Origin of the sequence: Winogradskyella litoriviva (genome assembly GCF_013249065.1) — a bacterium.
Lineage (GTDB): Bacteria > Bacteroidota > Bacteroidia > Flavobacteriales > Flavobacteriaceae > Winogradskyella > Winogradskyella litoriviva.
Genome location: NZ_JABRWQ010000001.1, coordinates 248066 through 261723, shown reverse-complemented (window position 1 = coordinate 261723; position 13658 = coordinate 248066). Strand labels below are relative to the sequence as shown.

The following is a 13658-nucleotide window of genomic DNA, read 5'->3' as shown; positions in this document are numbered from 1 at the left end:
ACAGGAATTTAATTTTCAATAATATCACCAAAGCTTAGTTATTATTGAAAATTCGTGAGAGAATATGTTATTTAACCTCTCTAAAATAATATAAGATTTTTTACAAAATAGCTGTTAAAGTCAGATAGTTTAATCAGATACAATAATTGGTTTAAATCTTTTACAAAAAAAGTTAGGTTCAACATTTCGATATTTTCTTTTATGAAAATTGGTTAGGCTTATTGTCCACCACCAGATAATGATTTTTGTAAGCGCCATTTTGAAGGGTCTTTTAAGGTAAATCCAAATCCAGACTCAACATTTATATCTCCAAATATTTTATTTTGCCCTAGCTCCATCATATACCCGTTTAGTGGATCGAAATGCAGTCTATATCCGATTGATAACATAACATTTGCTTTGTTGCAAGCTGCAATCATTTTTCTGCAATCTGCAGCAGAAGTCGCCATAGGTTTTTCACAGATAACATGCTTACCAGCTTTTGCAGCTCGTATAGTATATTCAGCATGCATACTATTTGGAAGAACGATATAGACGATATCTACATCATCATTATTTATTATGTCATCAAAATTTTGGTAGTTATAAATGTTTTCTTTTTTGATGTTGTATTTATTAGACCAAATGGCCTTCTTTTCTTTTGTTCCGGTAACTATAGCTGACAAGTAACAATGTTTTGTCTCTAGTAACGAAGGTGCTAACTGATTTTTACAATAATAACCTAAGCCAACTAAAGCAATCCCTAGTTTATCGTTGTTTTCTATACCTAAACAATTATATAACATAGGCGCTTGTGCAGCTAACAATGTTGCTCCAGAAGTGGCTAATAGTTTTTTAATAAATGGTCTTCTATTCAATTATTTAAAGCATATAAATTTTAAAGAGAGTAATAGAGTTTCACCCCTTTTTTTTAAGAATAGGTAGATTTTTTAAACTAAATGAAATTTACCTTCTTGGTAGTAAATTTAGTTTAAGTAGTATTAGCGCTGTAAAACAAATAAGGCTTTAAATACAACAATTGTTGCATTGACTTTTATTAAAACGCCTTTAGTGGTCTATATGGAAAAATGAAATTAAATTTTTACGCCAAATTTATAAATAGTCGTTGAGTTATAAGTTTCTTCTGGTTTAATAATTGTAGAAGGAAAATGAGGTTGATTTGGACTATCTGGAAAGTGTTGTGGCTCTAAACAAAATGCAGCATTAGCATGGTAAGTATCATTGTATTTACCTTTAATGTTATTTAGGTGATTTCCTGTGTAAAATTGAACACCAGGCTCTGTTGTAAATACTTCTAAAGTTCTTTTTGAAATAGGATCATATACATCAGCTGCTTTTTTCAATCCGGAGCCATCTATAACATAATTATGGTCGTAACCATGTGCTTTTTCTATTTGGTCATCGTCTGCATTGATTCTAGATCCAATAGTTTGAAATGTTTTAAATTCTAATGGCGAATTTGTTACACTTTCAATTTTACCTGTAGGAATCATTAAGTTATTAATAGGTGTAAAATTTGAAGCATAGATTTTAATATGGTGCTTTAATATATTAGAATTTTGTTTTCCTGTTAGGTTAAAATACGAATGATGTGTTAAATTTAAAATTGTTTTTTTATCTGTAGTTGCCGAATACGTAATTTTTAATTCATTTAAATCTGTTAATTCGTATAAAACAGTAACTTCTAAATTCCCTGGATAACCTGCTTCATTTTCTTTTGAAAGATGGGATAATTCTAGTTGAGTTTTAGAAACTTGTTTTGCATCCCAGACTACATTATGAAATCCATTAGTGCCACCATGCAAATGATTTTTTGAATTTTCACTATTGGTTTCTAAAGTATATTCTAAATTATCGATATTAAATTTTCCATGTGCTATTCTATTTCCGTATCTTCCTATTATAGCTCCAAAAAATACTTCTTCTTTATTTAAATAATCGTCGATATTGTCGTAGCCTAAAACGATATCTTCTAATATTCCATTTTTATCAGGTGTAAATAAACTTACGATTCTTCCTCCAAAGTTTGTGATTTGAATTTCTAAGCCTTCACTATTGTTTAGAGTAAATAATTGTATTCGTTTACTATAATATTCTAAATCAAATTTTTTTAAGTCCATAGATTCCTTCATAAGTTCTGTTAAATATAATCAATTAGCCTGGAATTTAATTTGTTTGTAAAATTTGATCCATTACCCAAGCAACGTGTGCAGCAGTAGCTCCAGTTGATGGATGAATGTAGCCTCCCTCTAAATGCTTTTTTATATTTTCTACATGAAATAATTGTATATTTTCGGGATGCTCAATAATGAAACTTTCTGTTTTTCCTTGGCTCTCAAGTATTATGGGCTGCTCGCTAAATACCGAAAATTTTATTTTGCCTTCACTTCCATATATTTCAACATTATCTTCTCTTTTTTCTGTGCCAAAATTCCAACTTCCGGTGCCTGTTATATTAGAGCCGTGTAGCCAATTTGCCGTTACGGCATCCATGGCTGTATATAAACCTTGTTGATTTATAGCAATGCCATTTGCTTGAGATATATCGCCTAATAAATAAGCGAATAAATCTAAACCATGAGAAGCTAAATCATCAAAATAACCAGCAGGTGCAATGTTTGCATCAGTACGCCAATTATAAGTTTTAGATAAATCAATAGCACTAGCGGGTTTACTAAGGTGCCAATTGATGTGTCTTATGCTTCCTATTTTGTTATTGTCAATCCAATATTTTACTTGGGTAAACCTAGGTAAAGATCGTCTATAATACGCAACAAAGAGCGGTAGATTTTTTGAAGTAAAGGCAGCATTAATATTTAAACAAGCATCATAAGAAGGAGCCATAGGTTTTTCAATACAACAAATTTTTCCTGCTTCAGCTACTTTTAGAGCGTAATATTCATGAGTATCTGGAGGTGTTGCTATATAAATTGCATCAATTTCAGAATCATTAATTAGCTCATCTGCATCTCCATAGAATTTTGATATTTGATGTCTATTTGCATAATCTTCAGCTTTATCTATATTTCTTCGCATTACTGCACTTAAGTTAAAGCCTTTTGTTTTTTGGTATGCAGGTCCACTTTTTAATTCTGTGACATTTCCACAGCCTATAATTCCCCAATTATATGTTTTCATAGTTATAAAATATCTGATATTGTTGTCTTTATATTTTACAATCGTCCTATAAGTTTTAAGTTGGTGAGAACGGATAAAATATAAGAACGCTAATTACAAATATATTAACTTTAGTATTTCATAGATTATACTTAATAAGAATATGTAATTTCTTTAAGATTGTTTTAAAACAAAAAGGAATTTCTAATTAAAGAAACTCCTTTTTAAAATATAACAAACACTTAATAATTATTGTTTTATTAATTTAGTAGTTAATATTTGATTATTTTCATTTTGAATTCTCACCATATACAATCCTGAATTTAATGTAGAAATATTAAAACTATCCGTATTGGTGAATGCACCATTAAAAGCTTTAACTAACTTTCCGGTTAAGTCATAAATTTCAACATTTGAAACATTCATATTAATATTGAAAGTTGATATAGTAGGATTAGGATATAAACTAAACCCGATAAGTGTATCATCTTGCACATCCAAAACATCCGAAGACTGATTGCCTAAAATTCTAAATTGACCAGGAGGAATTGAAATTGTAGTCGTAGAATTTGCTACGGTTGTATTTCCTGTTTCATCCATTAAATCATACCAAGTCGATGTAATTCCTGTCGGAAAATTGGTGTTTATGGTTTGTGTTGTAACGTCAAAATTGGCAAGAATTATCACATAATTTAATTCGGTATTAGAAATTGAATTGTCATATATTTCTAACCTTGGTGTGTAATCGCCAGAGGTTATAGTATAATCACCTTCAAAAACAGGTTCTTCAATTTTTAATTTATGAAGCTTAGACCAATCATTATAAATTTGTAATCTAAGGGCTTCAGTTAACCAATTTTCAGTCCATTGAGGTTGTGGTTTTGTGTCTAACTTACAATCTCCAGCAATTGCATCGTCTTGAGAATTAACGGTTCCATTGTTACAAGTAAAAATAGAATTATCCATACCAAGTTCTCCAAAGTGCCAAATCATTTTTGGTCCAGGAACCATTGCTGATACCGCAGCTAAAGCAGACATTCTAGATAGTGCAGTATTTAAATCTTGAACATTATGTGAAGCATTACTTGTATTGCCATACAAGATGTTTTTATACATTAAGCGTTCTTCATCATGGCTTTCTGGATAGCCAACAACTCTTGGGCCATTAAAACCAGTATGAGCGTTGTGGCCTATTCTATCAATATTTTTATCGCCATTTTGTCCCATGGTTAATTCATTGTAAGGATCTGTCATTTTTCCCCACATCATAACTCCTTTACCTTCATCTAAACGATAATTAGCCCATTCTTTCTCTTCTGTATCTGAGCCTAAATGTTCAAAAATAACATAGTGATTAGCATCTAAAGACCAAGAATAGTCAGCATAAGCTTTTAAGATATCTACACGATCTTGCTGGTAGCTGTTTGTACAACCATCATTTCCAGAAGAACAGTTTTGAGTAAATCCTTTTGTTAAATCCCAACGAAATCCGTCGATATTAAATTCGTTAATCCAATATTCTACCGTGCGTTCTACGAAATCTTGAGTTCTTGGATTAGAATGATCAAAATCTTCTCCAACACTGTAGCTATGCATTGCAACTTCATTAAAATATGGGTTTTCTGAACTTGGAGATCCCCAACCATCACCATCAGGATCATTCATCCACATGCGTACCATTGGGTTTCTTCCAAAGGCATGGTTAAAGGCAATATCTAATATAACTGCAATTCCGTTTTGGTGACAAACATCAACGAGTTCTTTTAATTTATCTTCTGTCCCATAGAATTTATCTAATGCCATATGAAAAGAAGTATTATATCCCCAACTTTCATTACCTTCAAATTCCATAACAGGCATTAATTGAATGGCATTGACATTAAGATTTTTAAAATAGCTAATTCTATTAATAATATCTTGATAGTTGCGATTAACATCAAAATCTCTAACTAAAACTTCATAGATAACTAAATCTTCTTTTTTAGGTTTACTGAAATTAGTAACCTGCCAATTATATGCTGCTTGTCCTGTTTCTAAAACCGTTACCTCGCGCTCTTGACCTGCTGGATATGTTGGTAAGTTTGGATAGGTTGTTAGTGAAATATATGGGTCATCGTAAGGAGATAAAACTAATGTAGAATATGGATCTGCCGTTTTAACCAACGAAGGTGAGTTTGCTAGAGGTGTTTTATCTACAACCCAATACTGGTATGTTTCAATTTGTCCTGGAGTTAAACCTGTTAATTCTATCCAGAATTTATTATTTCTTGTTGGGTCTTTTTTCATGGCAAAAGTATTGTCTGGTTGCCAATTATTAAAACTACCAGCTACGTATACAAAATCTTTTCCGGTAGCATATAGTACTAAAACAGCTGTATTGTCATCAATATAAGTGATACCGTCTTGATACGTTGTTGGCATTATACCTATATTAGAACCTGGATCAACTAAGACATTGAATGTTTTAGTAATTGTTGTACCAGATAGCACTGCCGTTAATTCATAATTCTTATTTGTTGTTATATTGGTATCAATAAAACTGTAGTTACTTGTTGCGTTATTGAAATCAATTACAGTTCCGTTAGCCTTAAGGGTATAACTAGCATTACCTCCAATGTTTGAAGCAGCAATGCTTAAGTCATCACCAGAATTTATTATAGTTGTTTCACTACTTGGTGCAGTTAAATTTACCTGAAATGTTCCCACTTCGTAAATAAAATCGCTGCAACCATTTCCTTTTAGTTCTTGTGTACCGTTGGCATTTCTAAAAACCATTCCCATTTGAATAACATTAGCAGCTTGAGCTTCTGTTAAACTATAATAAGTTGTTGGTGTAATTGTAATACTGTAAATGCCACCACCTTGATTTGTCATTTCTCCAACACCGTCATCCTGTCCCCAATTACCAACAACACTAATTCCAAAAGCATTTGTATCATCGCCTACACCAGAGTGCATATATACTTTATTTGGGTTGCTTAGGCCATTACAATCTGTAGCAGAACTATTAATATTTACAGTTATGGTAATGCTTTCGTCTACCTCAAATGGGTTAGGTGTAATGGTGACTTGAGTGAAAGCAAAAAACGATACACTAATATATAAAAGTGTTAAGTAAATTTTTTTCATAAATTTTTTTTAAAAAAAAGGGCTGATTAATATCAGCCCTTTTAGGTTATAAGGGAATAATGCTAATTATTGAATTTTATTTAACATATAAGTTCCATTGGCAGTATCCATTTGTACACGGTATAAACCAGCAGTAACTGCAATATTATCTCCACCTGCATCTAAAGTTCCATCTGCTCCTGTATCACCAAAGTCTGAAGCCCAATCATTATTAGCTCTAAATTTAATTTCACCATCTAAAAGAGTTGCTATTTCACCAACGTAAATGTCAGGTTGCACTTGAGTTAAGGCGAAATCAGGAGAAGCTCCCCAATCATTGTAACCAGAACCAACAATACCCCAAACATCACCTGCTTCGATAGTGTAAGTATTATCATTAAAATTTAATGTAATATTATAATGACCAGCAGATACGGCAATATTATCACCACCACCATCTAAAGTTCCGTCGGCTCCAGTATCACCAAAATCAGTTGTCCATTCATTGTTTTGTCTAAATTTTATTTCTCCATCAACTAACTGAACACCTACTTTAAAGGTATCAGTAGTGTAGTCGTAATAGAATTTTGCATCTGGAGAAGCTCCCCAATCATTATAACCAGAACCTACAACTCCCCAAGAAAACTCTTCCATAGTGTATGTAGCAGCTGCGGTATTTAAGGTGATTTTATAGGTACCAGCAGTAACTGCAATATTAGCACCACCTGCTTCTACTGTGCCATCTGCATCATTGTCACCAAGGTCACTGTCCCATGCGTTATTCTCTCTAAATTTAATTTCACCATCAATAAGAGTTACGTACGCAACAAAAACGTCAGCTTCATTTGTTGTGTAGAACTGACCATCTGGTCCAGCTCCTCCCCAATCATTGTAACCAGAACCTACTACACCCCAAGTTGCTGGTTCTATACCAGAACCACCACCTGTAGTTTCTTCTTGTAACTCAACATTAAGTCCTTGAATTGCAGAATAAGATGGTAAACCATCATCACCAATTACAGCCATTAGTCTAAAATAAAGCATACCTGTATTAGTCCCAGGTTCATTTGTTAAGCCTGCCGCCTCTGCTAATGCAATCATTTGCCCAACAGTTACTGGTATTTCATTGGCTTCAGGGTTTGTAATATTAGAACCTAAATCGTTCAAATCACCTGCCATGTAATCAGAAAAATCTGATGTAGTTGCACCTTGAAGGTAATATGTGATGTTTGTTGGAACTCCAAAATCTGCATCGTCCCAAGTAAAACGCTCAGCAAGATTACTTTGTACAGATGAGTTTAAAACGTAGTTTTCTAAAAAAGAGGTATTAAAAGCAATGCCCTCAGCCTCATTAGCCACAAATTCTAAATCATCATCAGTTTCACAAGCTGAAAAACTTACAACTGTGATAAATGTTAGTAGTATAAATTTTAATTTTTTCATCATCGTTTATTTTAGTGTATTAGTATCCTGGATTTTGTGTTAAGTTTGGATTAGCTTGTAGAGCCGTCGCTGGAATAGGGAACAATTTGTAGTCATTAGATATTGATGATCCACTTGCAGTTCCGCCTTTCCAAGGCCAGATATAGCTTCCTCCTGTAAATTTGTTAAAACGAATTAAATCACTTCGTCTCATTCCTTCTAAATTTAGTTCTCTAGCACGTTCATCTAAGATGAAATCTAAAGTTAAATCAGACGTCCCAATTGCATCGGCATTGGATCTTGTACGGACATCATTAACATAAGTTAATGCATCACTCATAGATGTGCCAGCCGCTCCTCTAATAGCAAGCTCGGCATACATTAAATAAGCATCAGATAAACGATAGAATGGAAAATCTGTTGCTGAAAAAGCTACAGGACTACCACTTCCGTCAGAAGCTGTATTTCTAAATTTAATAGATGGGAAACCATCAGTCCATTCTCTATAATCACTCATTTCAAAGTTGTGACCTGTAGTCCAAAATAAACTTGCTCTTACATCACTTGACGCGCTTAGGTCTTCAGCACTATTGCCAAACAAACCGTACCATCCTTTAGAAGCTCTGTGACCTGTCCATCCATCTGTTGCACCAAATTGCGCTAACGGCATAGTGTCAGAACTTAAGCTTCCGTTAACTATATAAGTGGTGTTACCATAACTCTGACTTGTTAAAGATTCTGCTAACAACGGAAATATTATTTCAGGTGAACTGTTATTATCTGAAGAGAAGATTCTAACAAAATTAGAGTCTAATGAATAACCACCTTCATTGATTACTTTCTTCACGTATGTTGCGGCATCGTCCCATCTTGGAGTACCTGTATAAACTTCTGCGTTGATATATAATTTAGCTAAAAGCATATCTACAACATATGTATTAGCTCTACCATAACTAGATGTTGTTCTAATTACAGGTTCAATAGCTAAAAGTTCTGATTCTACGTAGTTAAACAGCTCTATTCTAGAAGCTTCTGGTAAAGGTTGAGTTTGTCCAAAGTTTACTTCAGTAGCTAATACACCCTTACCAAATACATCAATAATATTGTAATAAGCTAACGCTCTTAAAAAACGAGTTTCGGCAATAATATTTTCTTCATCTGGGAAATCTGCGACATCTAGTGCCTGTAAGAAGTTATTACATTGTGGTATTGTATAATAAGCTCTATCATAAAATAATTTAAAGAACTTGTTATTACGATCCCAATCAGAGGTTGTAGTTAATTGATCTAAACCATCATCTCCCCATCTATTCTTCATTGCATCAGCAGTAAAGTCTTGTAAGTTGATGATTGCTCTTAAAAATGCACTCTCACCTGGATCAGGACTATCAATATCTGAGCTTCCAGGTCCACTAGGTCCTGTTAATGCGAAAGTTGAGTAAAGTCTTGATACTAAGCCTTCAACTGCATTTGGGTCTGAAGCTAATAACTCTTCTAAAGAAAGTTCAGTTATTGGTTTGGTATCTAAATCATCTACACAAGATGTGTACATACCAAATGTGGCAATACTCAATAAAATTAAAAATATTTTTTTCATAATTCTTTTTTTAAAAATCTATATTAACACCTAAAGTATAAACAGTAGGTCTTGGATAAAAGTTTCTATCAATACCTCCAAAGTTTTCAGGATCTTCTCCACTATAATCCGTGATTAAGAATGGGTTTGTAACGGCAGCATATAATCTAAAAGAACCATCTTTTATTAATTCATTGAAACGGTAACCTAATGCTATATTATCACATCTTAAAAATGTAGCGTCTTCTAAATAATAATCTGAGAACTGCATGTTTCCATTAACATTTTCTATTACTGGATTAGCAGCGCCATCATAAAAGTTAAGTACGTTAGTTAAATTATTTTGGCTAGAGAATGCTGCACTATCAGTAAATCCATAATTTAATTGTGCAAAATTATAGACGTTTCCACCAACTTGCCCTCTAAAACTAGAGCTTAAGTCCCAATTTTTGTAGTTTACATTTAGGTTGAAACCATATGTCCAATTAGGTGCTGTTTGAGCATAATACTTGTCATTATCGTTAATTTCGTTATCACCATTTAAATCTACAAAGGCATTAGGAATTGGGTTTCCTTGCGAGTCATAAACTTGTTTGTAGATATAAGCACTCGTAGCTGGCTCCCCAACGGCATGACGGAATAACTCAGCACCTGTGCCTCTTAATGTTCCGCCTGCATTAATAACAGTAAGTCCATTTAAATCTGTAACTTCTGTTTGGTTGTAAGATAAATTACCACCAAGACTAACGGTTAAGTTATCATTATTGATAGGTGTTAAATTAAGGTTTAATTCAAACCCTTCACTTTCAGTTTTTCCAATGTTATCCACAAAAGAATTAGTCAATGCTTGTCCAGGAGGAACAGGAGCATCAGCCAATAAATCTCTAGTGTATCTTTTATAGACGTCAAAAGATCCAGACAATAATCCATTATTAAATAAATCGAAATCTAAACCAATGTTATAAGTAGTTGTTTTTTCCCAAGTTAAATTTGGGTTAAATGGTTCTGCTGAATATAAAGATGAATTAGGGAAGTATTGGCTATTTGAATCTCCAATAGAAAACAATGGTATTGATGGGTAGTAACCACCTACAGTACCTGTAATGTCTTGTTGTCCAGTTTCACCCCAACCTAATCGAAGTTTCATATTGTTAATTACTTTAGAATCTGCTAAGAACGATTCTTCATTTATTTGCCATGCTAATGCGGCAGCTGGGAAATAACCCCAACGATTATCTTCTGTAAATAAAGAAGAACCATCAGCTCTAATTGAAGCAGTAAATAAATAGCGTTCTAAAATACTAATGTTACCTCTTGCAAAAAATGATTGAAGATTTAATACATTGTAATATCTATTATTAGGATTAGCTTCATTAAAAGCAATTTCTCTTTGTCCGGAAACTAGATTATATTGATAACGTTTTTGATTTCCATCATTTTTGAAATTCTGATAAGAATAACCAGCTTGTAAGTCGTATTTATCAATAAATTTATTGTTTAATAATTTAGTGTATTGCAAATACCCATCTAAAGTAGTGTTAGTGATTCTTTGATTTTCTAGATAATTAAGACCTGGATTGAATACGTAATTAGTGTTAATATCAGTATTATCACCTTCAAATTGATAGGTTTCAAAAGCATTATCACTAAAACGTTCTTCAATTTTAGATCCAGAAGCATCTAAACCAAAATTAACTACAGCTTTTAGTTCTGGTAAAAAAGGCATGGTATAATCAAATTCAACATTCCCTAAAAAACGATAAACATTTTCTGGTCTTTCACGTTGTTCTAATCTTGCTAACGGGTTTGACTGTGTGATTCTGCTAAAGGCATCACCATCATTATCTAAAGTTAGATAATAACCTCCAAATCTATTACTTTCAGAATTATCATAAACTGGTTTTGTAGGGTCAAAAGATAACGCTTCACCTATAGCTCCATCTGAATCAATGGCATTTTTAAATGCAAAAATACTTTTCGCATTTACATCAATTTTTAAATTGTCATTTAACAATTTTGGAGTTAATTTAACAGACATTGTTAATCGTTCGTAATCATCATTTTTAACAACACCTTCAGCATATGTATAACCTACTGATCCACGGAAAGGAACTTTGTCAAAAAGATTAGCTCTAGCGCTAAAGTTTGTGTTAGATGTTGTTGCTGTTCTTATTATAGCATCTCTCCAGTTTGTATTGTATATTTGTCTTCCGTTTAAAGTATTTGTAACAGTTTCACTTGTGCTTACTGAACCTGCTGCAACACCTAAATTACCAACTTCGCTAGGATGGTATTCTTGAATAAAACGTGTAAACTCGGCTCCGTTCATCATATCTAAACCGTCGCCAATAGAACTTATTGAATAATCCGTAGAAAAGTTATATTGAGGTCCACCTGAGGTTCCCTTTTTTGTAGTTATAATAATTACACCATTTGATGCTCTAGAACCATAAATAGCAGTAGCAGAGGCATCTTTTAATATAGAAAAACTTTCTATATCATTTGGGTTAACAAGTGTTAATGGGTTAGAAACACCAGCCGGATTATCATTGCCAATGGCAACACCATCAATAACAATTAATGGGCTATTCTGCGCATTTAATGATGATCCACCTCTAATTCTAATATTTGGAGCAGCATCTGGTGATCCTCCAGATGTAGTAATTCTTACACCTGCGGCTTTACCACTTAATAATTGATCGGTAGAGACAATTGATCCTTGATTAAAGTCTTTTGATGAAACGACATCCACAGAACCTGTTGCGTCTTCTTTCTTTACAGATCCATAACCAATTAATACTACTTCATCTAATTGTGAAGCATCTTCTACAATGGTAACATCTATTGGAGATTGACCATTAAAAACAATTTCTTGAGTGGTGTAACCAACATAAGAAAAAACAAGGACTTCACCTTGGCTTACTTCTAACGAATATTTACCATCAAAATCTGTTACAGTTCCTCTGGTAGTACCTTTTATAATGACATTAACGCCTGGTAAAGGCATGGCATTTGCTTTATCTGTAACTGTACCTGTCGCAGTAGATTGCGCCATCAAAGTTGCTGGAAGCAAAATGAGACAGAATAGTAAAGCATTTAAAAATGTTTTCATACACTATTTTTAAGTTAATTACTTAGTTAATTGATTTATATTTTCACTTCTCGGGTTAAATCTAGGTAAATTTAATGTGTTTGGAGTGTTAAATAATATGACGAAAGTCACGAAAACGTTTGCGTGTTAAAAACTTTTAAATAAAAATGGAATTATTATCAAAATAATAAAAAAAATAAAGGATTTCTACTTTTTAGTATTAAAATTGGGAAATCAATAATAATCATCTTGTTTTTTCAATTATCTTCGTTCCATATTTACAGCTAAAAAATGAAAAGAAAAATTACCTTAAAACAAATTGCTAGAGAGTTAGATGTTTCTATTTCTACTGTCTCAAAGGCATTAAAAAATAGTAAGGAAATTAGTGCAGATACTATTCAGAAAGTTCAAGCATTTGCAAAGCTTTACAATTATAGACCAAACAATATTGCACTTAGTCTAAAAAACAGGAAAACAAATACGATAGGGATTATTATTCCAGAAATTGTGCACCACTTTTTTTCTAAGGTCATTAGAGGTGTAGAATTAGTGGCCAATAAAAGAGGGTATAATGTAATTATAGGTTTATCTAATGAGTCTTTTTCAAAGGAGGTAATAAATATGGAAATGCTTGCTAATGGTAGTATAGATGGATTTATTTTATCAATGTCTAAGGAAACATTGCTTCAGCAAGACTATCATCACTATAATGAAACGATGAGCCAAGGTATGCCAATTGTAATGTTTGATAGAGTAGTTTCTGATATAAAATGCGATAAAGTTATAGTGGATGATTTTAATGGCGCTAAAAATGCTGTACAAAAATTGATCTCAAACAATTGTAAACATATTGCCTTAATAACAACAAAAGATTATGTAAGTGTCGGAAGGTTAAGAACTCAGGGTTATTTGCAGGCTTTAGAAGAAAATAAAATAACACCACAAGCGGAACTCATTCTTAAAATGGATGATACGTTAGATTATGAAGTACATTTAGAAAAGTTAGAAACAGAGATTGAACATCTTTTTAAAGCTCATAAATATATAGATGGAGTATTCGCTGTAAATGAATTGTATGCCTTATCTGCTATGAAAGTCGCAAGAAGAATGGGCTTAAATGTACCAAATGATATACAGGTTATTGGCTTTACAGATGGTGTGCTATCTAAGCATTCAACACCGACATTAACCACTGTTAGTCAGCATGCGCAGCTAATGGGAGAGCGTGCTGCAGATTTGTTAATAGATAAAATAGAATCAGAGTTTAGTATAGAGGAAGAACAATTTCAAACGGTTGTAATAAATACAGAATTAGTGGAGCGAGAATCTACCAAATAGAAATTT

The 13658-nt window shown here is 32.8% G+C and carries 8 protein-coding genes; 1 reads left to right on the top strand and 7 read right to left on the bottom strand.

Annotated elements, in window-relative coordinates:
* Positions 1–218 precede the first annotated feature (218 nt).
* The 7 genes from HNV10_RS01035 to HNV10_RS01005 all read right to left on the bottom strand — a co-directional run bounded on the left by HNV10_RS01035 (position 219) and on the right by HNV10_RS01005 (position 12335).
* Positions 219–857 carry a Gfo/Idh/MocA family protein gene (locus HNV10_RS01035; protein WP_206675988.1) on the bottom strand — a complete coding sequence of 213 codons (639 nt, stop codon included), beginning with the start codon at positions 855–857 and terminating at the stop codon, positions 219–221.
* Positions 858–1073: 216 nt separating this feature from the next.
* A complete protein-coding gene (locus HNV10_RS01030; protein WP_206675987.1) occupies positions 1074–2132 on the bottom strand; it encodes an aldose epimerase family protein in 1059 nt (352 codons plus the stop codon).
* A gap of 34 nt (positions 2133–2166) precedes the next feature.
* On the bottom strand, positions 2167–3138 hold the full coding sequence (locus HNV10_RS01025) for a Gfo/Idh/MocA family protein (protein WP_173299475.1): 972 nt from the start codon (positions 3136–3138) through the stop codon (positions 2167–2169).
* Positions 3139–3366: 228 nt separating this feature from the next.
* Positions 3367–6246: an alpha-amylase family glycosyl hydrolase gene (locus tag HNV10_RS01020; protein ID WP_173299474.1), complete on the bottom strand. Its 2880-nt coding sequence runs from the start codon at positions 6244–6246 to the stop codon at positions 3367–3369.
* 66 nt (positions 6247–6312) lie between these two features.
* The gene (locus HNV10_RS01015; protein ID WP_173299473.1) at positions 6313–7668 is read right to left on the bottom strand and encodes a SusE domain-containing protein; all 1356 of its coding nucleotides are present in this window, start codon (positions 7666–7668) and stop codon (positions 6313–6315) included.
* A 19-nt stretch (positions 7669–7687) separates the two neighbouring features.
* Complete coding sequence (locus tag HNV10_RS01010; protein WP_173299472.1) at positions 7688–9244, bottom strand: RagB/SusD family nutrient uptake outer membrane protein; 1557 nt, start codon at positions 9242–9244, stop codon at positions 7688–7690.
* A 10-nt stretch (positions 9245–9254) separates the two neighbouring features.
* Entirely contained in the window at positions 9255–12335 is a 3081-nt protein-coding gene (locus tag HNV10_RS01005) for a SusC/RagA family TonB-linked outer membrane protein (RefSeq protein WP_173299471.1), read from the bottom strand.
* A 270-nt stretch (positions 12336–12605) separates the two neighbouring features.
* Between HNV10_RS01005 and HNV10_RS01000 the strand changes: the two genes are divergently transcribed.
* Positions 12606–13652, top strand: a complete 1047-nt coding sequence (locus HNV10_RS01000) for a LacI family DNA-binding transcriptional regulator (RefSeq protein ID WP_173299470.1) — start codon at positions 12606–12608, stop codon at positions 13650–13652.
* Positions 13653–13658 lie beyond the last annotated feature (6 nt).

Bases quoted from the DNA above. Each gene is read 5' to 3' on its own strand.
- HNV10_RS01030 (WP_206675987.1), bottom strand. From the start codon at position 2,132: ATGAAGGAATCTATGGACTTAAAAAAATTTGATTTAGAATATTATAGT.
- HNV10_RS01025 (WP_173299475.1), bottom strand. From the start codon at position 3,138: ATGAAAACATATAATTGGGGAATTATAGGCTGTGGAAATGTCACAGAA.
- HNV10_RS01020 (WP_173299474.1), bottom strand. From the start codon at position 6,246: ATGAAAAAAATTTACTTAACACTTTTATATATTAGTGTATCGTTTTTT.
- HNV10_RS01015 (WP_173299473.1), bottom strand. From the start codon at position 7,668: ATGAAAAAATTAAAATTTATACTACTAACATTTATCACAGTTGTAAGT.
- HNV10_RS01010 (WP_173299472.1), bottom strand. From the start codon at position 9,244: ATGAAAAAAATATTTTTAATTTTATTGAGTATTGCCACATTTGGTATG.
- HNV10_RS01005 (WP_173299471.1), bottom strand. From the start codon at position 12,335: ATGAAAACATTTTTAAATGCTTTACTATTCTGTCTCATTTTGCTTCCA.
- HNV10_RS01000 (WP_173299470.1), top strand. From the start codon at position 12,606: ATGAAAAGAAAAATTACCTTAAAACAAATTGCTAGAGAGTTAGATGTT.